General features: G+C 36.7%; 19 protein-coding genes and 1 tRNA gene. 2 read left to right on the top strand and 18 right to left on the bottom strand.

Annotated features, from left to right (window positions below; genetic code table 11):
• Nucleotides 1-24: 24 nt before the first annotated feature.
• From G587_RS0119895 to G587_RS0119820, 16 genes are all read right to left on the bottom strand, one after another.
• Nucleotides 25-1,569, bottom strand: a complete 1,545-nt coding sequence (locus G587_RS0119895; protein ID WP_026493674.1) for a lipopolysaccharide biosynthesis protein — start codon at nt 1,567-1,569, stop codon at nt 25-27.
• A 41-nt stretch (nt 1,570-1,610) separates the two neighbouring features.
• The gene (locus G587_RS23775) at nt 1,611-2,579 is read right to left on the bottom strand and encodes a glycosyltransferase family 2 protein (RefSeq protein ID WP_051201187.1); all 969 of its coding nucleotides are present in this window, start codon (nt 2,577-2,579) and stop codon (nt 1,611-1,613) included.
• 22 nt (nt 2,580-2,601) lie between these two features.
• Nucleotides 2,602-3,591: a glycosyltransferase family 2 protein gene (locus G587_RS24830; RefSeq protein ID WP_026493673.1), complete on the bottom strand. Its 990-nt coding sequence runs from the start codon at nt 3,589-3,591 to the stop codon at nt 2,602-2,604.
• A gap of 5 nt (nt 3,592-3,596) precedes the next feature.
• Nucleotides 3,597-4,595, bottom strand: a complete 999-nt coding sequence (locus G587_RS23765) for a glycosyltransferase family 2 protein (protein WP_196812633.1) — start codon at nt 4,593-4,595, stop codon at nt 3,597-3,599.
• A 297-nt stretch (nt 4,596-4,892) separates the two neighbouring features.
• A complete protein-coding gene (locus tag G587_RS24825) occupies nt 4,893-6,080 on the bottom strand; it encodes a Coenzyme F420 hydrogenase/dehydrogenase, beta subunit C-terminal domain (RefSeq protein ID WP_051201185.1) in 1,188 nt (395 codons plus the stop codon).
• Between the two features lie 10 nt (nt 6,081-6,090).
• Entirely contained in the window at nt 6,091-7,155 is a 1,065-nt protein-coding gene (locus G587_RS0119870; RefSeq protein WP_196812632.1) for a polysaccharide pyruvyl transferase family protein, read from the bottom strand.
• A 44-nt stretch (nt 7,156-7,199) separates the two neighbouring features.
• Nucleotides 7,200-7,886, bottom strand: a complete 687-nt coding sequence (locus tag G587_RS23755; RefSeq protein ID WP_196812631.1) for an acyltransferase — start codon at nt 7,884-7,886, stop codon at nt 7,200-7,202.
• Nucleotides 7,887-7,913: 27 nt separating this feature from the next.
• Complete coding sequence (locus G587_RS0119860) at nt 7,914-8,837, bottom strand: beta-1,6-N-acetylglucosaminyltransferase (RefSeq protein WP_081673534.1); 924 nt, start codon at nt 8,835-8,837, stop codon at nt 7,914-7,916.
• A 36-nt stretch (nt 8,838-8,873) separates the two neighbouring features.
• Nucleotides 8,874-9,116: a hypothetical protein gene (locus tag G587_RS0119855; RefSeq protein ID WP_207637487.1), complete on the bottom strand. Its 243-nt coding sequence runs from the start codon at nt 9,114-9,116 to the stop codon at nt 8,874-8,876.
• On the bottom strand, nt 9,103-10,122 hold the full coding sequence (locus G587_RS0119850; protein WP_026493669.1) for a polysaccharide pyruvyl transferase family protein: 1,020 nt from the start codon (nt 10,120-10,122) through the stop codon (nt 9,103-9,105). The genes G587_RS0119855 and G587_RS0119850 overlap by 14 nt, the downstream gene beginning before the upstream one ends.
• A 43-nt stretch (nt 10,123-10,165) precedes the next feature.
• Nucleotides 10,166-11,716, bottom strand: coding sequence for a DUF6020 family protein (locus tag G587_RS0119845; RefSeq protein WP_026493668.1), 1,551 nt, complete (start codon nt 11,714-11,716; stop codon nt 10,166-10,168).
• A 15-nt stretch (nt 11,717-11,731) separates the two neighbouring features.
• Entirely contained in the window at nt 11,732-12,814 is a 1,083-nt protein-coding gene (locus G587_RS0119840; RefSeq protein WP_196812630.1) for an acyltransferase family protein, read from the bottom strand.
• A 21-nt stretch (nt 12,815-12,835) separates the two neighbouring features.
• The gene (locus G587_RS24820) at nt 12,836-13,930 is read right to left on the bottom strand and encodes a glycosyltransferase family 2 protein (RefSeq protein WP_026493666.1); all 1,095 of its coding nucleotides are present in this window, start codon (nt 13,928-13,930) and stop codon (nt 12,836-12,838) included.
• Between the two features lie 176 nt (nt 13,931-14,106).
• Nucleotides 14,107-15,393 carry a hypothetical protein gene (locus G587_RS0119830; protein ID WP_026493665.1) on the bottom strand — a complete coding sequence of 429 codons (1,287 nt, stop codon included), beginning with the start codon at nt 15,391-15,393 and terminating at the stop codon, nt 14,107-14,109.
• A complete protein-coding gene (locus tag G587_RS0119825) occupies nt 15,350-16,198 on the bottom strand; it encodes a hypothetical protein (RefSeq protein WP_026493664.1) in 849 nt (282 codons plus the stop codon). The genes G587_RS0119830 and G587_RS0119825 overlap by 44 nt, the downstream gene beginning before the upstream one ends.
• A 285-nt stretch (nt 16,199-16,483) precedes the next feature.
• A tRNA-Met gene (locus G587_RS0119820) sits at nt 16,484-16,557 on the bottom strand.
• A gap of 236 nt (nt 16,558-16,793) precedes the next feature.
• Between G587_RS0119820 and G587_RS0119815 the strand changes: the two genes are divergently transcribed.
• Together G587_RS0119815 and G587_RS0119810 are read left to right on the top strand one after the other, a co-directional pair.
• The gene (locus G587_RS0119815) at nt 16,794-17,927 is read left to right on the top strand and encodes a GGDEF domain-containing protein (protein ID WP_026493663.1); all 1,134 of its coding nucleotides are present in this window, start codon (nt 16,794-16,796) and stop codon (nt 17,925-17,927) included.
• Between the two features lie 5 nt (nt 17,928-17,932).
• On the top strand, nt 17,933-18,970 hold the full coding sequence (locus G587_RS0119810; protein WP_026493662.1) for a M42 family metallopeptidase: 1,038 nt from the start codon (nt 17,933-17,935) through the stop codon (nt 18,968-18,970).
• A 44-nt stretch (nt 18,971-19,014) separates the two neighbouring features.
• On the opposite strand, the gene G587_RS0119805 is transcribed toward G587_RS0119810, so the two are convergent.
• Together G587_RS0119805 and argS are read right to left on the bottom strand one after the other, a co-directional pair.
• Nucleotides 19,015-21,396: a leucine-rich repeat protein gene (locus tag G587_RS0119805; protein ID WP_026493661.1), complete on the bottom strand. Its 2,382-nt coding sequence runs from the start codon at nt 21,394-21,396 to the stop codon at nt 19,015-19,017.
• A 210-nt stretch (nt 21,397-21,606) separates the two neighbouring features.
• Nucleotides 21,607-23,376, bottom strand: a complete 1,770-nt coding sequence (gene argS / locus G587_RS0119800) for an arginine--tRNA ligase (protein ID WP_026493660.1) — start codon at nt 23,374-23,376, stop codon at nt 21,607-21,609.
• Between the last annotated feature and the right edge of the window lie 127 nt (nt 23,377-23,503).

The following is a 23,503-nucleotide window of genomic DNA, read 5'->3' as shown; positions in this document are numbered from 1 at the left end:
CTAACTCCTTATTCCCGACGCAGTTTAACTCTTCTTATATTTCTTAAGTCTCTTAGCAATCATGACCTTGACCATATCGCGCTCATCTGCATTAAGTACTATAACGTAGTTTACCGCATATCCAATTGCTCCACAGCAAACAGCTACTACAGCAAGCATCAGCCATGAGTTTACCGGTACAAAATATGCTACTGCTCCAAATATAGTCAAAACAATGGCTGAAGATATTGCACCACGAATAATCGGTATGTAAAACGTCCACCACTTCTGATTAAGAATATATGCTGCATAAATGGGCGCAAAGAAAAATACTCTGGCAGTAAGTAATATTGAACTTACAATCTGAATAGCATATACCCCTAAATCAGTATGAATACATAACAGGATAGATCCAAATATATTACATACACCTATTCCCAAAGACACAAATACCGGAAGCTTAAGTCTTGTAGTAATCTGATTAACTGTATAAAGCGGATAGATATACACGTCAAATACAGTCTGCGCAAGTATCATTATAGAAAGAACCTGTATAGTATATATTTCTCCAGTATTCAGAGTAGGAAGCCATAATGAGAAAAATTTGGTTCCAAATGCAATAAACCCGAGAATCGGAATTGAACAGATAAAACCGCAAACCTTTATAGCGCTCTTAACATAATTTACAAACTTATCCATATCTCCTTCACCATACAGAAGTGTCATCTGCGGTGCAAAGGATGTACACACTATACCAATTATAGACATCAGATAATTGGGAATAGTCTTTGCAAAGCTCATAAGTGTCATTGACGCAGCATTGATATAAATGTTTGTGATAAGTGTGTCACATCCATTTACAAGTATTGATGATACCTGCTGTACAGTATTCCATATACCTGTCTTAACAAGCTTTTTAATTGATTCTATTTTTACAAGATTCTTTTCAAAATAAAGCTTAGGTGTAAGCTTTTTTGTAAAGTAAATATCTGTAGCAATTACATAGAAACCACATATAAATTTAGTGAATCCCACATACCATATTCTTGACGGCAGGAATATAAACATAGTCACGAGAATTACTGCTCTCATTATTGTTGATTCCATTGCCCTCTTTGAAGACAGATCAAGTCTGTTAGCAGCATATGTTGATACCCCATATCCATTTGTAATGAGTCTCGCAAAGAAATCAAAGAAAATAAATGCCCAAAGGAGCTGTACATCAACAAGATTCTGAGCAGGAACATCAAGCCAATGATTTATGAATAGAATTCCTACTGTTACCGGAACAAAACAAATAGCAGTCAATATAGCATTTGCAACCATGGCCGATGAAAAATATGACCTTGCTGATTCATAATCTTTTTTTCCTATATTAACTGTAATGTAACGACCGAGCATCGCATTCAATGCGGTTGTAAAAATACTGATATATCCTGTCATCTGGAAAGCCAGATTAACGAATCCATATACCTCCTTACCTACACTCTTGGTGATAAATGGTGCCAGAAAGAAGTTAATACCTAAACTCAAGATAAATGAGAGGAACTGTGCCACCATGTTTATTGCAATTTTTTTCTTATTTCCCATTTCTAACCTATCTTTCAATCAAAACTCAACAAATACTTTTTTCAAATTCTCTTTCCCAAATACTTCTTGGGAAACATAGCCATAAATAAATATCCCAACTTATGCTTAAAGGAAATAGGATATTTAAAGACATTTTTAAGTGTCGTATCCTTAAAACGTTTCAGCGAACTGTCCAAAACGGAATAATCAAAGTCATCACTCATGTTGACCTTTCTGGCGTCATGAATGAACATCATTCTGTAAATTGAATGAACCTTCTCGGCCCAATCATAGTTACCCTGCTTCATGTAATAATTTATTCTCTGATCCAGGGCCTCAAAGCGGTCAAGACTTTTCTTGCTAAAGCCCTCACCCATTATGCTGCTGCCTCTTTGCACGTAGTAATAAAGAGGAGCTGTTATATATGCCACCTTATCTGCTTTCTCAAGTAGCTTATATGTTGTAAACTCATCCTCATGGATTTTGCCCTTGGGATATCTTACATTCTCAAAATATTCCCTGGGATAGAGCTTATTCCAGGCCACGGTAAATTTTACATAGGTCTCACATAAAAAGTACTGTCTCTTATCAGCAGTACTCTCTATTATTATTGTTTCCGGCTCACTGATCTCATCCATAACAGGTTCATCATCATCTCTGACATTTGTGTATTCACATACACTCATATCAGCCTGTCCCTCCTCAACCGGTTTCACCAGGCACTCTATCATCTGAGTATGAATATAATCATCTGAATCAATAAAGACAAAGTACTTACCCTTTGCGACTTCAATTCCTGCATTTCTGGCATCTGAGAGGCCTCCGTTTACTTTATGAATTACACGGATTCTCTCATCCTCCTTGGCAAATTCATCACACATTTTGCCACAATCATCCTTGGAGCCATCATCCACAAGTATGATCTCCAGATTGTCGTATGTCTGATTTCTTATGCTTTTTACACATTTACCCAAATAATCCTGCACCATGTAAATAGGTACAATAACACTTATAAGTGCATCTTTTTTCATACAAAAAACCTCATTAAAAATACTACATAGCTGTCTTATAAAACATTCCAAGTAGCGTATACTTTATACCTCTACCAATTCCAATTGCCTTTATAATTGCCCTAATACTCCCAGGATTTATTCTTAACATGCGTTTAAAATGGTTTTTATCCTTGATGCACCTGAGTTGTTCTTTAGATTCTTTTAATCCATAATGCATTAGTTCATGGTATGCAAGGAGAATATTTATATATGCATAATTTTTTTTCAGATAATCAAGTGAATCTCTCTGCTCAATAAACTCATAACCTATCTTACTAATCTCGTTATACCTGTTAAGCTGAATATCCCCTTTATTAAGGTCCATAGTAGATCCTTCGTTATGAACATAGTAATAATATCTGTCGTTAGACACATATATTTTCCCAGTACATAAAAAATATAGGAAATTGAAGCATAAATCTTCTCCTACTACCGGTTTAAATATTGGAAATCTTAGATTATTATTTTTGATAATATTTGCATCATAGATTCTATTCCAAACTTCAAACCCACACCTATATGGTAAGAACACCTTTACGAAAAAATTATATCTGTCATTTCCTGTTGTCAGATCATACAATCCCTCCAAGAAATCACGCTCTTTTACAGGCTTTCCATTATCATATATATGATAGTAATTGAATATAGCACTATCAGCTTTATTACTAATTAATTCCGCTAAAGCCTTTTCGATAAAACAAGAATCAACATAATCATCACTATCCATAAAATACAGATAACGCCCACTGGATTCATCAATTCCTCTATTACGAGTAATCGACTGTCCTTCATTTTTCTTCTCTATATACTTTATTCTTGTATCTTTATCAGCATACTTCTTGCATATGTCTGAGCTACTATCCGTTGATCCATCATTTATAAGGATTATTTCCAAATTCTTATATGTTTGAGAAAGTATACTATCTAAACATTTTTCCAAATTCTTTTCAGAATTATATATTGGAATAACTACACTAACTAAATCATTCATTTTAATCACTTCTTAAATCTTTCCCATACGCACAAATACATGCTTGGACATATGAGGAAAAAATTCACTTCAGCCTTTTGAGAAAACTTGAGCTTTCCAGCTTTAGGATAAAGCCTTAGTTCATCACACAATTTTCTCCATTGTGGCTCCCTGACTATCTCAATATCAGCTTTAGCATCAACAAATCGCTTATTCAGGTAGCACATCATATGCATTGCATGAATAGCTTCAATCGACCATAACTCATATTCATTATGTTCTCTATAAAATTCAAGCTTATCCAGATATGCATCAATCAGTTGAAGGTTAACTCTTGTTACTTTTTTGCCGACTATACTATCCTGTCTCTGAAAATAGTAATAATATGGGTATTCTATATATGCTATTTTTTTAGCTCTATACAACAGTCTATGCGTCCTGGCCTCATCCTCATGTATCCTTCCTTCAGGATAGGTTATACCGTCGAACAATTCTTTTCTATATAATTTATTCCACGCAACTGTAAATGTTACTCTTCTTTCATATGATTCATTTGCCTGATACTGAGCACTTTTACCATCAATAATTGTTACTATAGGATTGTTATTACTACTATTACTCTTACTATCAGCCTCATCCGAATATGCATATTGATAATCACACATTACAATATCTGCGTCATTCTCAATAAACTGTTTCATCATATCCGAAAACATATTACTATTTATATAATCATCAGAATCAACAAGTGCTATTATTTCACCTGTAGCATTTTCAAGACCTGCATTTCTGGCAGATGAAAGGCCTCCATTCTCTTTATGAATAGTCTTAACTCGATTGTCTTGTATCGCATACTCATCACATATAGCAGAACATCCATCGTTTGACCCATCATCAATAAGTATAATTTCCAGATTTCTATACGTTTGATTTATGATCGAGTCCACACATCTTCGTAGATATTTCTCAACCTTATATACCGGGATAATAACCGATATCTTATATTCCATATACTCTTTTTCCATACCAGTAATGATTTGCCTCATTTTCCCTCAAAAATTACCCAATAATATAATTTCTCAAATTAACAATCAAAACTTCCCTAAATTACGCGCATCGTAACATATTTACACATAATCTTTGAAATTTTAACATTTATTTTCATATAAATATATTGGCATTTGTCTTAAAAATAAAAATTTACTAATGATTATTTTGTAGTATTTGTAAAACAAGAAGATGATAGCTACATAAAAAGCCGCAAAGAAGCCTGTTTTAGACCCTTGCGGCAAATAATAATCAATTCATATTGTAACTATATTTTAGTTTTTATTGATACTATTATTGATAGGGCAGACTTTGATGCAGCTGTTACAGCCAACACATAAGTTCTTATCAATGACAGGATACATGAATCCCTCTTGGTCCTCTCGCATCGAAATAATACCTTTAGGACATGTATTAACGCATGCGTAACATCCACAACATTTGTCCTTTTCGGTGTATAATACCGGAGCTTTACCAGTTGTCTTATCCTTAGGCTGGAAAAGAGACGTTTTACTATATAGTTTATAAATCCCTCTATAAATTTTATTTCTTACCTTCTGAAGCTTATTAGGCTTAATAATACCTTCTATAGCCCTGTTGACGCCTCTTCTCATAGTCATAAAGAAAAGGTCATGCATTATATGTTTCTCTGAAGTCTTCACCAAAGAAGGGTTGTGTTTTATTACCTCTTCAACATCTATTTCTTTGCTTACTATAACATCAATAATATCTGTAATTAGTTGCTTGGCCTTCTCATTATGCAGTAAAAGGACCGATACTCCATTTTTGTCATAAAAATCCGGTTCCTCTTCCTCGATTCCCCAAAAATCCCCCATTGTAATATCTGTATTTCTATTTATGCCCTTAAATCCACATTCATAGCATGATGGTCTCAAAAAGAAATTAATAATGAACCCCTTCATGTAGTTATTGTCTCTGAATATAGTCTTAAATACATCCCCATTCTTATACTTTACCTTAAAAGAATAATCTAACCATCCATTTTCCTTGTCTCTGAAATTGATTCTATCAATCTCGCGACCTTCTGAAATCTCTTTAAGATATGTATTAAAAACCTTAAAACTTGGTACTCCATGACAAATAAAATCCATCAGAATAAGCTTATCCGGCTTACCCCTTAAATAATTTATCAGTCCCTGAGCCTGACAGGGTGTTCCACAAAAAAGAACCTGCTTTCCCTCTTTCAGAAAAGACTTAACCGACTTATATACCATCCCAACATCACTTTGAACATATTTACTGCCCATAAGATCATATATTTCTTCTTTTGTTGTTATATACTTATGATATACTTTCCCTTCAGTATCGATGGTAGCACCAACTACTATCCCGGAATTATCTATCACTCTTTTTGCTATTTCAGCAAAAATTCCTCCGGATGATGATTTAATTCTATCTTTGTCGGTACTATACGCAGCCAAACATATTGGATAGTTTTCCATCTAATTCTCCCTAGCGAAAGGCCTTATCTGCAAAATCAGATGCTTCCTTTCGTTTCACTTCTAATATCCTTTGCACCTTTTCGACATCAAAATTCATATCCAGGTTTTCAACTGCACTCAAATTAGCTATTCTATGATTTTCAAGTTCAAAGGTTCTAAGCAAGGTATCTATTCTGGAATTCATATTTCCAGTTCCTTCTGTACCGATTCTATCAAATACAGCAAATGGCTTGTTAAAAAGGATTGAAAATACACTTCCATGAAAAGAGTCAACAAATGCAGCTTCTGCATGTTCATAAAGATATACAAATTCAGAAGGTCCAATTATCCACGTTTCATCCGAATGAAGAACATCAATTATCTGAGCTCCTAATTCTCTGGCTTTCTTTTCTATGAACTCATCATATTCTTTTGATACTTCTCCCAGGAAATACTTAACTACAAATTTCCCCTTAGGTTTAAACTTGCTTTTTTTAGCAAGCAGACTCCATCTTTCCTTGCTCATTAACATTGTCGGGTCTACAAGCACCTGAGCATCTTTTCCTGTAAGCTTCTTTACTATCTCTGCGCCAGCATCTTCACGTACTGATATTTGCCTAAATGATGAAAGAGCTTTTGTATATTCTTCGACATTTTCCTGCGGAATATCTGATACTCCAAAGCTTGCCGAAAACGCCACCTTCTGATCATCATCAGCATATTCAAGAAATGCTCTCGGCACATAATAATAAAAATTCGGATTCCATACCTGATCACTTCCAACAGCAAAACAATCGAATTTTTCTTTTACATTCTCCTCAACATTTTTAGCATCGTATGGAATAATGACATCTGACCAATCAATATTTAAATCAAACAATTCCCATGTATAGTTATAAGACTTTTTCCCTGTTAATTTTAAATAAACTTTCTTGATAATAGATTTTACAATAACTTTTTTTCTATCGAATTTTCTCCAGCCTATGGTTGCTACAGCATATCCTTTATCCTTAAGGAATTCCTGCAGAGCATAATTTTGCAATCGATTTCCAAGATTGTAATCAACAAGTGTAACTATGCCAATCCTTCGTTTCATTTCAAACATACTCTCCATTCAATAAAGTCTCACTGCAGACCATATTATTTCTTAAAGTCTCCTCTATACCAGGAAATATTTTCTTTAACTACTTTTGCAGGTGTACCTACTAAAATAGCATTCATACTTTTTTCTTTTCTTGTAACAACACTTCCCATTCCTACAATGCAGCCATCAGGCACAACTGCCCCTTTTAAAACTCTGCTTTCTGCACCTATCCAGACGTTATCCCCAATCTCAATGGGCTTGTTTTCGTTAATAACGTTATTTTGGGAATCATATATAGGATGTCCATCTGTATCCATAACCAGCACATTCCATCCCCACATATTATCTTTTCCTATACTAATGTTTTTTCTGCACCTTATAGAACAATATCCATTGGTATAAATACCGCTTCCTATAGAGATAATTGCATTATCCGTCACACGTATAGATATCCCCTGCGACAGATCTGCCTTTCCTTTAAAAACAATGCAGCCATTTCCTTCAATAACTACACTTGACGTTTTTCCTCCAAGCAAGCCTGTAGCAATTCTGTCAAAGCCTATCTGTAACATACCAGGATATATCTCATCTGTTTCCAAACGTATACACCCTTTCTTTACTCCAGACCACTTAACATGCCATGAAGAATAAATGGGCATCTTTCTAGCAATATCTTTAGTAAAAATCTTATTATTTATCCGATAAGAAACTATCTTATTTAGGACACGATCTACGATATTCATACTCATCAGCTTTCCGAATAATTACTTTTATTTCACCTCTGCATCCAAAAGGTCTAACAGACCTCCGGACACCTCACTCCTTACTTTTCTGCAAAACAAATCCGGTAATCCTTTAAGCTTCTCATAATCAGCACTTGTAAGAACTGATACTTCTCTTGGAAACTCAAAATACGTAAGGTTTCTCCAGTTGACAAGCCATCTCTGCTCAGGCTCATCATACTTTACGCAATGTGTTTTAAATATGGAATTATGCACCACTGTGTGGAAGTACTCCTCATCAGGGAACTGCATAATCTTCATTTTCCTATTGAACTTAAGGTGCGTTCTCTCGAATTTATCAAGATACATCGCGCAATCTCTTGTTATTGCCCACTGCGCACAACCGTAATGAATCTTATAATCACGGTCTTTTTCTTTTATCGTTCCGTTAAAACCAATCGTTGTAAGGCTGAGTAAAGATGAAACTACTGTAATCAGAAGTTTATTAGGATTCTTGATAGATGCTTTACCATAAGGATTATCCTTCATGTAGTAAAGCTTATATTTTCTGGAAAATTCCCAGTCCTTAGTTCCCCCAATCGGACAACCTCTAAGGAATTCTCTTCCCCTGTTAGCTTCAAAGAACTCCTTAATGTATTTGTTACTTTTGATCGGATAGTCCAGATTCTGCATCATGACAAAATAGTCATAATGTCTGTTACTTGCAAGCGCACATCTAAGCAGCTCAAAGCTTGCATGTATCGCATTATATCCGCCCCAGTACACCTTATGTCTGTTCGGTGTAAAGAAGACCCTGTCTATACCGCTCAAATGCTTTTGAAACGGCTCTATATCCTGTTTTGCATCGACATGTACATACATATCAAAATCCGGATCAGCGCACAATCTCCTTGCACATCTAGCCACCAGTGCAGGATCCGTATGGCACAAATTCAAAAATGCAATTCGCATGTTTTCATACCTTTATTTCACAATTCCATGTTTTAGTTAACATCCAGATATTTTCTGAACTATTTTTCTTCTTATTCTCTGAGGAATTGTAAAATCTCCCAAATGTTCTATATCAATGTTATAAAACCACAAAAGATTCTTATCTACAGTCTTGGCTGTATAGTTTTTTCTGAGCACTCTTTGTATAGGAGCATATCTGGGGCCTGAATAACCTCTCATTTTATCTCTATACATGTGCATTTTCTTAAGAAGCTTTCCAAAATCATCAAATAAAAGCATCAATAAGCGGCTTGTACTTATCAGAAAGATTAAGGCTCTCCTTCTGTCCTTCAATATTGTAAAAGGCATCTATAAGTGAAATTGCCTCATCCACTGATCCAACAAGCTGAATGTGTTTAAGGTTTTTGATCCACTCATAGCATCCGCTTACCTTATGATGATTATTACCAAATACGATACAAGGTGTACCGGTAAGCGAACAGAATACCATAGCATGAAGTCTGTCCGTAATAATAAGCTTATATCCTGAAATTCTCTTTAGCTTTTTACGAATGAGTTCTAACCTGTTCTCAATTGTAATAGATACATCATCAACCATATCGAACAAATCGTATTCATATCCTTTTTTATCAAGGTATTCATACAGAACCTTCATGGAATCATCATCTAATGCTCGCTCAACATCATTCCTCATACAAAGACCAATATTATTTCTATGGTCACTGTCATAATCCTTAAAAAGATTCCCAAAAGAAAGGACAATATCAGGGGTGAGTACTATGTCACATTTATCAAAAGCCTTTTTCATGCTTTCATATGTAATCTGATCTCTTGCAACCATCGTCAGCTTTTTATGCCCATTATATACTCTGCGTGCTCTCTCAAGATTTTCTTCAGATTGGAACATCATAGTCTGTGGAAACATTATTATTCGATTGTTATGGAAACGTTCGATAACTCCCTCTCTAAAGAGTTCTTCATCATACCAGAGATCCCCAAGATTTCCACCACCATGTAGACAGATAATATCCTTCTTCTGAATGAGCTTATCCCACATCTCATAGTCATATCCATAATCATCAATAAAGACATCTGCAATCTTGCAATTTCCCTTAAACGTATCAAAGATAAACTTTTTTTCAGCCTCAGCTATTGCACTATCGCCAATATTCCCATGTCTAGGCTCTCCTATTATGAAAATATGATTTTTATGAAACGAATAATACTTTTTATATAAATATAATTTATGCCTTGTACTGTGCAAAAACACCTTAACAAAACTCAATTTAATAATCTCCTAATAACTTCTTCCATATTAAAAAATCCGCTTAATTCTCAGCAACTTCTCTGTCCTGAAGCAACATGATGCCTATAGCTGTAGGAATCGATATCATAACACAAAGCACATATCTAAACTGGATTGCTATAGGTACAGATACCATAAGACTAAGCCAATTTGCTAAAATCGGTATGCCAATCAAGTATATTCTCCAGCCTTTACGCATAGCCATAGATGCTAAAAGGATCATAAAGAGCCAAAATAACGGTCCCTCTCTCAGCGAGAAAAATATCACAGAAGCCAATTTGTCATTTGAAACATCGTCCTGTATATCAAAACCGTTCTCAACATACCATCCTTCGAATTCTTTAGGCAACGTGTAATATGCTTGATTCCATCCCTGAGTATTATTTATAGACCAAAATCCATATGTAGCCTTTAAATAAGCATTCATATAAATCTTCGGATTATTTCTGCCTATATCTATCCATTTTTTCATTACATACTTTTTGTTATTGTTAAGATAGTCATCATTTAGACCTTCCCCACCATATTTAATCGTATCAAAATTATATGGATCATACTGTTCTTTAATTTTACTTAATGGCATTATGTTATTCAGAAAATCCTTATCATTTTCAGAAAGCACTCCATCATTAGCAACAACAGCTGACATCTGCTGCATAGGAATTCCTATAGTCTCTCTGAATAGATGCTCCACATGAAAGAATCTAAGTACAGTACTATTAATCAAAATAGTCATCAATAAAGCAGCAAAAAGTACTAATATCTGCTTAAACTTTTTTGAACCATACATAATAAAAAGTGCAACTATAATAATTCCGGTAATATATACCCCATTATTTCGTAGCATTGAAAAAAAGATCAAAACTACAGCAATTTCCAAAAAGGTCTTATTACTTAAGACTTCACCTTCCGTATCCCAGCACTCATATAATAATGGTAACCAAGCCAGAATAATTAGTGAAAAAGGGACATCCTTTACAATAGTTATCATATATAGATCACCAATAGGTAAAAGACTATATACTGCACAAATAATATGAACAACAATTCTTGATAAATTACGAATTCTCATCCACATTAGTATAAGCGCATATACTGTTGCACAAAATATAATCTGCAAAAGGGCCAGTGTGAAAATAATATACTTAAATCCTATACTTAACTTTGTAAAAATTACTGTTAGTAATTTAATAGGAAGACAGTATATCCATGGATGCTGGCCAATCATCCCACCTCCCCATCTAATAATATATATTGTGTCTATCATTCCGGTGCCAGGAAAGAAAACCACCAAGTATATAAGTCCTACGAAAAATATAGGAATAAAATAATGTATAAAGAGTAGTTTTTTATTTTTTGTTGCTATATCAGGTACGTTTATATTAAATGCCTTCAATGTCGGTATTTTATACAAGACAAAAGCTGCGACTACATATAGTATTATTGGTACGATAATACCAGAAATATTCCCCCCATCTGAGTGATATAAATCATATATTGGTGTCATTAAAGCGGCTATGCAAAACAATACAAAAGTGCATATATGAGGGATTATCTTTTTTGACATTTCCATAATAATACTCCAACCTTACCTCATTATTAACGAAAATAATCGTTCATCTAAGATATTTATAAGAATTCCAAGCGCAATACCAATAGTTACACAAATCACTCCTGAAAAGCCAAAATAATCTTTAAAACAGGAATAATAAACTGAATATACCAATGGGTGAATCAGAAATATTTCCCATGATGCTTTTCCTAATCTACTTAACATAATTGAACTTAACTTTAAGCTATGCTCCAAAGAAATAATTAAGCATAGAAAAATCTCACTACAAATTATTTGAATCCACCAATCTTGATATCCTTTTGTTGTTGCAAACAATATCCCCCCACAAATTATTGTCAATATTGGAACCAACATATTCTTCATTCTGTTTATAATAGTACTTATTTGTTTTCTATATATACCATAAGCAATACCAGTCGCATAAGCCAAAGCACTATTATACCAATAGTTACCGTTATGTAATACAAATCCATTTACAATAATGTATATGATAGTTCCAATAACAAAGATTCCCAATCCTATTTCACTTTGACTTGTAAATCTGAAGCTAATCCAGAATAGCATTGTAAAAATAAGAATTGCGGCCAAAAACCACACTACCGACCACTCATTGTATTCACCGCGAATCTGTTTAAGTGCAAGCATAGCTTTAAAATAATTAGTAATTGAAGGTCTGTAAAACAAAGCATAAATTGTATTAGTTATCACAAAAGGCAATAGTAAACGGATAAGTCTTTTAAAAAAATACTTATCCCAAAATCTATTAGCTTTTCTTTCTAATTGATACCAAGACGCATATCCTGACAGAAAGAAAAAAATTGATACTGCCAAATACCCTACAAACCAATAATAGAACATCTTTTGAGGGGGTTGAATTCTTAATGCATAGTGATGAATCATTACAATAAGCGCAGCAATCCCTCGATACACTAAAGCGGTATCCTTAGAAAAAATATCTGATTCATCTTTATTCGTTCCAATAAAAACTTTTTTAATTGAAATAACTATCATTAAAGGAACTACTACAAACGAAATAACATAAATCGGCCAAAGACTTGTCAATATATATTCTTTTGGAAAATAAAATATACCATTCATAAACATAATATTCCTTAGTTCTTACCTCTTAAACTCGTATCCCACAACATGCAGCATCTCTGTTGCCAAGAACAGAAGCCCGAACCATCCCATCTTAAGGAATATGAAAGGAATTCTCTTTACTATGGATCCCTTGCCTATCTTAAAGTTCTTGATGAGCTTTCTTACTCTCTTGTCATCCACAAAGCTTCTGAAAGCATTGTAGCGCTCTTTTCTTGAGTGCTTCTCATCCTTTTCAGAGAGTCTGAAAGCAACCTCCACCGCAGACATAACGATCGTACCTGCAAAGGTGCTTGTAACGTCTACTCCTGATCTCTCCTTGATCCTGTTTACAAGTCGCTCTCTGGCATCATTAAGTTTTTTCTTGCCTTCGAGCTTTGAAAGAGGCTCTCTCTCGTATCTATAAATCGCTGAAGTAGAGCGTGTCACAAGGTAGTAATAGCACTTCTGCTGCACATAAACCTTATTGCAGCAGCTGAGATACTCTGAAATAAAGCAGGTATCTTCTCCAACCTTGAGTGTTGTATCAAATAAAAGAGTATTCTTCGTAATCACACTCTTTTTGCATAAAATTCGCCATAAGGCAGGATTCTCAACATAGAGGGCGTCAGGCTTACCTGCCAGCCAGTTGTTGATATCCTTGTTGGAAAGGCCGATAAATGCAGGCATGACTTCCTTAATAATGGACTTGCCTTCATAGACCTTCTTAGCAAATCTGGGATAGTTGGTCTCATATACCTTACCATCCTCAAATCTGTGGTATCCGTATATAACAGCATCAGCAGATTCTCTCTCAGCTATTTCAACAAGCTCTCTACAAGTCTCCTTCTCCTGGAAATCATCTCCATCGAAAAAGAAGATGTATTCACCTGAAGCTGCTGCTATTCCATCATTTCTGGCAGCAGAAACTCCTGCATTTTCCTTGTGAATAGGTCTGATATTATCATGCATTGATGCATACTCATCAATTACATCCCCGGTTTTATCAGTCGATCCATCGTCAACAACAATAATCTCCAACTGATTTTGATCAATATCCTGCGCTAATACGCTATCAAGGCACTTCCCAATGTAGCCTTCAATATTATATGCAGGAATAATCACGCTTACTTTCATACCTTATTCCCCTTTTTCATCCCCTAAACATAATCTTTCAAATTTTATCATTTTTTTAGAAATTATTGTATTGGCAGATGTCTTAAAAAATATTGTAAACTAATGATATTTTTGTAGTAATTGCGGAAACACCCAAATCGATTATGCGACATACAAAATCCATTTGGGTGTTTCTGCTATTTGTTCATTTTTCTCTTAATTTCATCAGTTAATAAATCTGGCCTATCCTTGAAGAAATTGGCATTAAATTTTCTGTTTTTTACCGGAACCTCCACACCATACTCAAACATTTCTATATTATATCCAATAGGGAGCCCATTCTGATACTCCATAAAAAGATCAATTTTATTTTTATATGACTCCATTATGATGTCTGCCTTAGCCCGATTTATTGCGTGCTCAATATAAAAATCCCTAACCTCTTCCGGCTCTGGTAAAAGCTCAATTTTAATCAGGCTTCTGTCATTTACAACCTTTAACCTGTCTGTTTCTCTTTTCATTATTCCAGAATCTTCTACCCTTAGAATTGTAGGTCTGTTCAGGACATTATACGCATCAAAAAACATAGAATTACCATTATCATAAATTGGTGCTAATGAAATAAATTCCAAGGTTTCGCTATCCCTGATAATGCCAAAGTTATTCCAATGTCTATCTGAATTGGATATAGCAAAATCAGTTAATATCATGTAATCGATAAAGTTGCATACATATTCTCTTTTCAACCCAAATTCAGTACAAGTTCTGATAAAATGTTCAAGCTCCAGCTCGCCGTTATATTCATTCTTATTACGGAATCCACCTGACACTTCAAAAGCGGAAACAAACTCATGACCAGCATCAGTAAAATATCTACATCTGCACAGTTTGTTCAGCTCATCGCCCTCATTCAACAATTCATATCTGACAAACTCTTTAAATTCCTGCTTTTCATGGACCAATGACGCAAACAGCTCATTAACATTTAAAAGCCCACCCGGATATTTGGGATCACTATATTTATCCAAATACCATACGCCATCAATTTTTACAGAATGCTTCTCAAGATGTCCTCCCAACGCAGCATCTTTACTGTTTGAATAATGGACTTTACCTTGACCATCATGGAAATCTATTGTTTCATCGCCATTATCAAAAAGATTCACTTCCTCCCATGTAAGGTCTAGTTCTGCGGGTGAAATCCAGTAAGTATCGTTAAGACTAAGTCCCAGGTTTTTCATAAGTAATTCCTGCGGACTCTCGCAGTCATACTCTTTGAGAATATACACAAGACGTTCTCTCCCCTCAGGAATAGCTCTGTCCTTCCACCATGAGTATAGGTGTTTTTTCTCAGTTGAACCCAGATAAGGCATTCTTGCAGGATTGATTATTTCATAATTTTCTATATCACCTTCCAAAGAAAGCTGCAGCACAGCAACATCATGATTTTTTTGTTTCAGTATGAACAGTCTGTTTTCGCTCACGATATCTTGATACCTCTTCTTTAAATTTCAATTCATGTAAAAACTTCTCAACATAAAAGCCCATTCTGGATATTTCCAGTGAGTCTTTCCTCTCTTCATTTATAAAGTATGGCTCATATTCTATAGTGTATTTTCTTTTCTTGTAGTAGAAATTCAACAAATATGTCATATCCTCTTCTTCATACGAATACTTTATTCCTGTTTTCGTCTGAGCCTTAAAAGAATGATATTGTTTATCACTACCCTGCTTCATCTCATCACTGAACATCCGATCGACCGCTTCATCAACAATACATGAAGCAGATTGAATATATTCCGCTATTCTTTGATGGTAGTTCTCATTGACATAGAGCATCGGAATCTCATATTTTTTCTTCTTGCCATAATAAGTGATAATATATTTCCCCTGAGAATCATCATAATTTATTTGGAAAAGAGTCTTATGTCTGGCACTCAAGCCTATGACATCATCAAGAATTTTTCCGTTTTCTGCTCTGTTGCAAGGCTCAACGGGAATATTTTGCAAAAGCTTAAGATCCTCATCAATACCTTTAAGTGCAGTCTCTAACTCAGCTCTTTTATCAAAAGCATATTGGCATAATAAAAGCTTCTCCTTAGACAAATATACAGATGTCATCCTGTAATACCTGTCCTTAAACTGTAGATAATAGGTCTCTTTTCCTCTGATATTCTTTTTATTTATATATCCCGGAAGACTGTATTTTATAACGCTTTCTTCAAGCATTTGCTTATTTGCCAAAAGCTCTTCTTTTCTCTTCGCAAGAGTCATTATAAGGTCGCTCATAAAACAACCTCCTTTAAGATGTTTATATAGATATTGTAGGTTGTTTATTGTAGTAAGTCAATTTCTCTGTCATGAGTAAAAAAATAAGCAGCATACACGAGGTATACTGCTTATTTAATAGCGAGAGGGGGATTCGATCTACGCTCCGCTTCGGTCGGCGCAAAACCGAGGTCCCCCGGACCTCGTGCGCCCTCTCCACCGCTCCCCGCGGTGTCTCGCATTCAAATCCTATTCATGATACAAAAAAAAGAACAACATACATACTGTATGTTGTTCTTTTTGTAATAGCGAGAGGGGGATTCGAACCCTCGACACCGCGGGTATGAACCGCGTGCTCTAGCCAACTGAGCTATCTCGCCATATTCAGTTTTCGTCGGTGTCTCTCGCCGACCGACTAGTGTAGTATATCGCTCCCCAAAGATAATGTCAACAACTTTTTTAAAAAATTTTATATTCTTTATTTTATCGTTTTTTTATACTTTAAATTTTCATTTTATAGTTCATCGATTGACTTTGCTTTTTATCTACAATACCATTAATCTATAGGTTTTTGTCGATTTTAGCGCTCATACTACATGAGGTGAAATATACTGACATGATTAATTTACCTGCAATTTACGCTTCAAATGTAATTGGCTTTTTAATCATGATTGTCCTTCTGCTAAGTCGTGGATGGCGCATTCAGACCAAGAATTCTGAAAGCCAAAGTCTTCTAATGATGATAACCGCTGTAATTGCTGCCTGCATCACAGACCCGATCGTCTTCTATTTTGATGGTAGGCCCGGCGTATTACCGCGTTATATCATCCTGCTCGGCAATACTGTCCTCTTTTCCATGAATGCGATTTTAGGACCTTCCTACATTACCCTTATTGTTAATCACATCAACGAACACCAATCCAAAAAGCAAAAATATTTTCTTTCTGCCCTGATTTTCTTTCAACTCTTCATCTTATTTATAAACCTGTTTACTCCGATTGTTTTTGGTATTGATGAAAGCAACAGATACTACAGACTACCTCTCTACTGGATGTATATTATCGCAGAAGGTATGTTCCTTCTATACGGTCAGTATGTTTATTATGCAGCCAAAGCCAGAGGCAGATTCTTAAGCTTTTTCCCTACCTGGCAATTCCTGATTCCCATCATAGTCGGCATGCTCGGTCAGAGTTTCTTTTATGGTATCTCCCTTATCTGGCCCTGCGTCGGTGTGTCCGTCTGCTGTATTGCCCTCAGCCTTCAGAATGAAAATATCTATCTGGATAAGCTGACCGGAGCTTTCAACAGATTCTACCTAAACGAGATCATGGAATCAGCAAAAAAACATGGTGAACAGCTTTCTGCCATCATGCTTGATATGAACGGTTTCAAGGCCATCAACGATACTTATTCCCACACAGAAGGCGATAACGCTCTGATAGCCATGACAGATATCCTTAATCAGGTAGTTGCTACAAATGGTGTCGTTATCCGCTTTGCAGGTGATGAATTTATCATAATCCTGGATAAAACTGCCCATCACTCCGTCCAGGATTACATAAGCTATATACACGAAGCAATCGATAAATATAACGATAGCTCTGACAAGCCCTATAAGCTCTCCGCTTCAATGGGTGGTAATACATTTAGTTTAAGCAATAATTTAGACTTTGATTTAGTCAATGAAATTGATAAACTAATGTATGCTGATAAAGCATTATATTACCAGAATAATAACAGGAGAAAGTAATAATTATGGGCTACGAACTTAATGAAAAACGTTTCCTCGAAGAACTCGAGAACGAGCTGGCTATCGATTCCGTTACAGGCCAGTATCACGAGCTTCAGGACTATCTTATAAAGGAGATTGAAAGCCTTGGATTCAAGACCACTACCCTTCACAAGGGCGGCATCCTTGCCGAAATCGGCGGCGAAGGCAATCCCCTTCTTATCACCGCGCACGGCGACACAATCGGTCTCATGGTTCGTCACATCAACGATGACGGCACCATAAAAGTCTGCAAGGTTGGCGGTCTTTACGCATATCACACAGAACGCGAGAACGTCCGCATTCACACCCGTTCCGGCAAGGTCATTACAGGCTGTGTTCAGAGAAAAAATGCCTCCGTTCATGTAACAGAGGATGAGCTTAACACTGAGGTTGCTGATTTTAATAAGAACTCATTTGTTGTACTGGATGAGGATGTAAAGAGCGCTGATGATGTAAGAAAGCTTGGCATCGACATCGGTGATTATGTAGCAATTGAGCCCCGCTTCACTTATGCTAACGGCTATATAAAGTCTCACTTCATCGATGACAAAGCACTTGTAGCTGTTCTTATGGAGCTTCTTCATGATGTAAAAGATGGAAAGGTAAAGCTTTCCCGTAAAGTATACATCTACATCTCCTTCTATGAGGAGATAGGCCACGGCGGATCACTTATTCCTGAGGACGTTAAGGATTTCCTCGCAATCGATATCGCCTGCATCGGCCCCGAGCAGACAAGCTCAGAGCGTAAGGTATCTGTCTTCTGTCAGGACAGCCGTTTCCCTTACAATATCGATATGACAAGGGAGCTTGAAGAAGCAGGCAGAATATCCGGAGCTGACTACGTTCCCGATATCTTCACTCCTCACTACGGCACCGATGCAGATCCCGCGCTTGTTGCAGGCTTTGATATCAGACACGGCGCTATCGGCCCCGGCACAAGAGCAAGCCACGGCTATGAGAGAACTCACATCGATGGCATTAAGAATACATATAAGCTCCTTGCTGAGTACGTGACAATGTAATACAAAAAATTGGGAAGCCCACAAAATGGACTTCCCTTTTCATTTTAATCAGTGATTTTCTGTGAATCTCCGTTAATTCCTCTGGACTTAAGGAGCTTTTTATATGATTTAAGCTTATTCTCAGGTACGATTACCTTGGCTTCCTTATGTATCTTCTTGAAAGCCTTCTTACCGACTCTATCCTTTTTCAGATATGTTGTCTCAATCTTTACCTTCTTAAGCTTTTTACACTTGTAGAATGCCTTCTCACCTATCTTCTCAATATTCTCACCGATTGTAACCTTCTTGAGCTTTTTATTGCCTTCGAACGCATTAGCAGCAATCTCTGTAACTCTGTACTCGTTACCATCAACAGTAATTGTTGATGGAATGGTTACACTGCTTACTGTTTCTGATCTTGCCTTCTCAAATCTGACAGTTAAATCTGTGTCATCATCTGAGGTAACAACGTATGTGTCGCCAAGGCCTGTCAGAACCTCGCCCACATTATGTCGTACAGCGCTATTAACCATTACAACCTGGTTCTTTTCGTCTTTCTTATTGTTTGAAGATTTATCATCGGATTTAGTTTTGTCCTTGTACTTATCTTCAAGCTTGTCAATTAAATCCTTATCTTCCTTGTCTTTGTCATCGTCTTTTCGCTTTTCGTCGATCTTATCTTTGACTTTATCCTCTTTATCTGCCTGTTCCTGAGTTACGATGCGGAAGGAATTTGTAACCTTCTCAGTATAATTTGAACTAAGCGGTGAAACTACTGCTGTTGCAATACCGGGTTCAACGTTATTCTTATACTCAACTTCGTATTCATCTTTATTGAGTTCCTTACCCTTTACAGTTACTGTTACTTCGGGAGTCTTGGCAGTTCCATCATAGATGTATCTCTCCTCACTCAGCTTAACCATTGAAGGAAGAAGAACTATCGGTAGAGTCTGAAAATCGTTGGCAATCTCCTCTGTCTGCTCACTACCATCTACATTTTTCACACTGATAACAGCAACTGCAGTGTATTTTCCTACCTCGGTAACTTCTGATTCATCAATTTCATTTCCGTCTCGGTCTCTGTAAATAACATCACTTACAGTAATCTCATCAGGAAGGTCCTTTGAAGTATTTACCTTTACAGAAGGCTTTTCACCATATTCTTTTCCGGTAGCAACAATTGTTACTTTATACTTTTCACCACAATCTTTGCATTTGATAGTAGCATTATCATCGCCTGCAGCGATATACTCTATTTCCCATGTATGATCATGCTTACCACTATTAAGATCAAAGTATTTCGGAGCACTTGCATAGTCAGTTTCTGTAGCTTCTCCAATCTTCTCACTTACAAGATAGGGAAATTGCAAATTCTCATATCTGCTGGGAATTGTGAATGTTCCTTCAACATAATTGTATTTTTTGTTGCCACTTCCCTGCTGTGTAGTGCTGGTGACATCAACAGGTATATAAGCGAAATCAGATGTGTTTCTTACTGTCATTCCCGCTTCATATCTATCCTTAAGAAGAACTACCGAAAAAGATAAATTCTCATTATAGGATGTCTGCGGATACTTAAAACTGATCCTTGCAATATTACCATTAGTCTCACACTTTACATTTTCCATAGTGCCTAAGGCAGGATCAATAAGAGTAAGCTTATATGTATTACTGCTTACAAGTGAAGAAAACAGAATTGATGAGCGTTCTACATTAAAAGCGGGACTCACACCTGAAGCTCTTGTAGTGTACTCAGTTTCAATATCTCCATCGTAATCTATAACATAAAGCTTCTTCTTTACTTTATCCGTTAGCTCTGAATCCTTATCAAGGCGAAGCCACCATTTTTCGAGGTTGTTGCCCTTCAAAGTTCTCTTTTTTCTATTGCTTTCAATAAGTAATTCCGTAGCGCTGTTTCTATATCCATAAGTTGTATTTGTTGCTTCTGCAGGATCAAGCGCAAAAATCTTGCTTCCCCTCAACTGTTCAAAAGCACCCGTATCACCAACTCCATCCGTCTGAGATCTGGCATCCTTCTTACTTAATGCTATAGAAAGTCTTTCTGCATCAGTAAAAACTCCATCATGGTCCAAAAAGCCCTGATCATTCAAGTCTTCAAGGAGTCCTGTCTTACTTCCGGGCTTTAACATATAAAGCACATTATCACAATCAAGGAGCATTGTCTCCTTACTGCCATAATCACTTGAATCCACATCAAGTACTCTGTACTTCACGCTCTCGTCATCATATTTACCATAATACACATAGTTCCACTGACCGCTTCCCTTAACAGGATTAGCAATAGAACCTGTTCCAAGACCTGTTATTGTCTTTGAACTGCATGCAGCACTGACAGTCATAGAACCACCAAAAGCAGGTAACAGTGAAACAGACATGGCAAGAGCCATTGTTAACGACAACACCCTCTTAGGCATCGCAATCTTCATACATTATTCCTCCCAAATTTATTACTCTATAATAATACTGACTAACAGTCATAATTAAACATGCCGTATTAGTATATAACAAAACAAAGCCGCCAAGAATACAAAATATGAAATACCCCATTCATATTTCGTACTTGACGACTTTGAATTTCCATGAACCCTAGATTTCAGTAGGGCTTAATTTTTATAAATAATCCCAGAGTTTCCAGATTACATTCTGTCAGGTGCTGAGAATCCAAGTAAATCAATTCCTGTTTCCAACACTTTAAGTGTCACATTGAGGAGTGCGATATATCCGCTCTTCTTCTCCTCGTCAGCCTCTGTAAGGATCTTTGTTGAGTGATAGAAGCTGTTGAGTGCGTTTGAAAGCTCGTAGATATATGCACAGATTCTGTTGGGCATAAGGTCTCTTGCTGCACTCTCAACTGCATCTGCAAAGCGTGTGATAAGAAGCATAAGGTTCTTTTCATCTGCAGACTCAGCGTTTCTAAGAAGTGCTTCCTTTACATTTCCACCCTCTTTTTCATATTTGGAGAGGATAGACTTAATACGAACCATTGTGTAAAGGATGTACGGACCTGTGTCTCCCTCGAAGGATGTGAATTTATCTATATCGAAAATGTAATCCTTTGAAGGCTGGTTTGAAAGGTCTCCGTACTTGATAGCTGCAAGAGCAACCTTGTGGGCTGTATCCTTTGCCTCAGTATCATCGATATCCTGGTTGCCTTCCTTGATACGGCTGTACATCTGCTCATCGATCTCAGCGATAAGCTTCTCAAGACGCATAACACCGCCCTCTCTTGTCTTGAAGGGCTTGCCGTCCTTGCCGTTCATGGTACCAAAGCCTACGAAATGAAGCTCTGTCTCAGGAAGAACAAGCTTTGTCTTTCTAGCGCAGCGGAATACCTGTGTGAAATAAAGCTCCTGGCGCTTATCAACTACGTAGATAAGTCCCTCAGGCTTGAACTCTTCCATTCTCTGCTGGATTGTAGCAAGGTCAGTTGTATTGTAAAGAGAAGCTCCGTCTGACTTAAGAATCATGCAGGGCGGAATTTCCTTTGTATCAGTTTCCTCAGCAACGTCAACAACAAGGGCACCCTGGCTCTCGTGTGCGTAGCCGTGCTGCTTCATGTAATCAACCATTCCGGGGATTACTTCGTGCACGTCAGACTCACCTCTCCAAAGGTCGAAGTCAACGTTCAGGTTCTTATAGTTTTTCTTAAGGTCATTTACAGACACGTTAAGGATGTGGTGCCAAAGTGCACGATATCCCTTATCGCCATCCTGAAGAAGTTTTGTTGCTTCCATAGCCTCAGCCTTGAAAGCCTCGTCCTCTTTTGACTTTGCACTTGCTGCAGGATAAATTTCCTCGAGCTCACTGATTGTGAAAGGAGCTTCCTTGGGATACTGTCCCTTGTGGTCTTTATCAAAATAAGGAAGATCAGGCTGGCGCTTTTTAAGCTCAGTGATGATGAGTCCCATCTGAAGTCCCCAGTCACCGAGATGAATGTCGCCTGTTACCTTGTAGCCTGCATACTTAAGGATTCTCTTTAAGCTCTCTCCGATAACTGCTGAACGAAGGTGTCCAACGTGAAGGGGCTTAGCAACGTTCGGTCCGCCGTAATCGATCATGAAATTAGGCGCATGAAGAGGTGTCTTCACGCCGAAGTGATGCTCGTGAAGCATTTTTACGATGTAGCTTCTTACGAAATCTTCACTCACCTTAAGGTTAAGGAATCCGGGCTTAACGGATTCTACTGATGAAAAGATCTCACTTCCCTGAAGCTTTTCAGCAACAGCATCAGCAATCATGAAAGGTGCCTTGCCATACTTCTTGGCTCCTGCCATTGCTCCGTTGCACTGATATTCACAGAGGTCAGGGCGGTTAGAAAGAGTAACCTTTCCAAGCTCTGCATCAAAACCGGCTGCCTCAAAAGCAGCAGATACTTCTTTTGAAATTAACTCTAAGATTTTTTCCAAAGTAATCTTCCTTCCTATATATATGTAAATTATTTCTATATTTTACTTATGCATTCTATCACAAATATTTAAAAATGGGGAAATTTGTTTAAAATGTCCGCAAATCGTTCCCATTTAGGGCTTTTTC

This window comes from Butyrivibrio sp. XPD2002 (assembly GCF_000423945.1).
Taxonomy (GTDB): Bacteria; Bacillota; Clostridia; order Lachnospirales; family Lachnospiraceae; genus Butyrivibrio.
This window is presented reverse-complemented; position numbering and strand designations above follow the sequence as displayed.

Excerpts from the sequence above, each read along its gene's own strand:
- G587_RS0119895 (WP_026493674.1), bottom strand. The coding sequence starts at position 1,569 with ATGGGAAATAAGAAAAAAATTGCAATAAACATGGTGGCACAGTTCCTC.
- G587_RS23775 (WP_051201187.1), bottom strand. The coding sequence starts at position 2,579 with ATGAAAAAAGATGCACTTATAAGTGTTATTGTACCTATTTACATGGTG.
- G587_RS24830 (WP_026493673.1), bottom strand. The coding sequence starts at position 3,591 with ATGAATGATTTAGTTAGTGTAGTTATTCCAATATATAATTCTGAAAAG.
- G587_RS23765 (WP_196812633.1), bottom strand. The coding sequence starts at position 4,595 with ATGGAAAAAGAGTATATGGAATATAAGATATCGGTTATTATCCCGGTA.
- G587_RS24825 (WP_051201185.1), bottom strand. The coding sequence starts at position 6,080 with ATGGAAAACTATCCAATATGTTTGGCTGCGTATAGTACCGACAAAGAT.
- G587_RS0119870 (WP_196812632.1), bottom strand. The coding sequence starts at position 7,155 with ATGAAACGAAGGATTGGCATAGTTACACTTGTTGATTACAATCTTGGA.
- G587_RS23755 (WP_196812631.1), bottom strand. The coding sequence starts at position 7,886 with ATGAATATCGTAGATCGTGTCCTAAATAAGATAGTTTCTTATCGGATA.
- G587_RS0119860 (WP_081673534.1), bottom strand. The coding sequence starts at position 8,837 with ATGCGAATTGCATTTTTGAATTTGTGCCATACGGATCCTGCACTGGTG.
- G587_RS0119855 (WP_207637487.1), bottom strand. The coding sequence starts at position 9,116 with ATGCTTTTATTTGATGATTTTGGAAAGCTTCTTAAGAAAATGCACATG.
- G587_RS0119845 (WP_026493668.1), bottom strand. The coding sequence starts at position 11,716 with ATGGAAATGTCAAAAAAGATAATCCCTCATATATGCACTTTTGTATTG.
- G587_RS0119840 (WP_196812630.1), bottom strand. The coding sequence starts at position 12,814 with ATGAATGGTATATTTTATTTTCCAAAAGAATATATATTGACAAGTCTT.
- G587_RS24820 (WP_026493666.1), bottom strand. The coding sequence starts at position 13,930 with ATGAAAGTAAGCGTGATTATTCCTGCATATAATATTGAAGGCTACATT.
- G587_RS0119825 (WP_026493664.1), bottom strand. The coding sequence starts at position 16,198 with ATGAGCGACCTTATAATGACTCTTGCGAAGAGAAAAGAAGAGCTTTTG.
- G587_RS0119815 (WP_026493663.1), top strand. The coding sequence starts at position 16,794 with ATGATTAATTTACCTGCAATTTACGCTTCAAATGTAATTGGCTTTTTA.
- G587_RS0119810 (WP_026493662.1), top strand. The coding sequence starts at position 17,933 with ATGGGCTACGAACTTAATGAAAAACGTTTCCTCGAAGAACTCGAGAAC.
- G587_RS0119805 (WP_026493661.1), bottom strand. The coding sequence starts at position 21,396 with ATGAAGATTGCGATGCCTAAGAGGGTGTTGTCGTTAACAATGGCTCTT.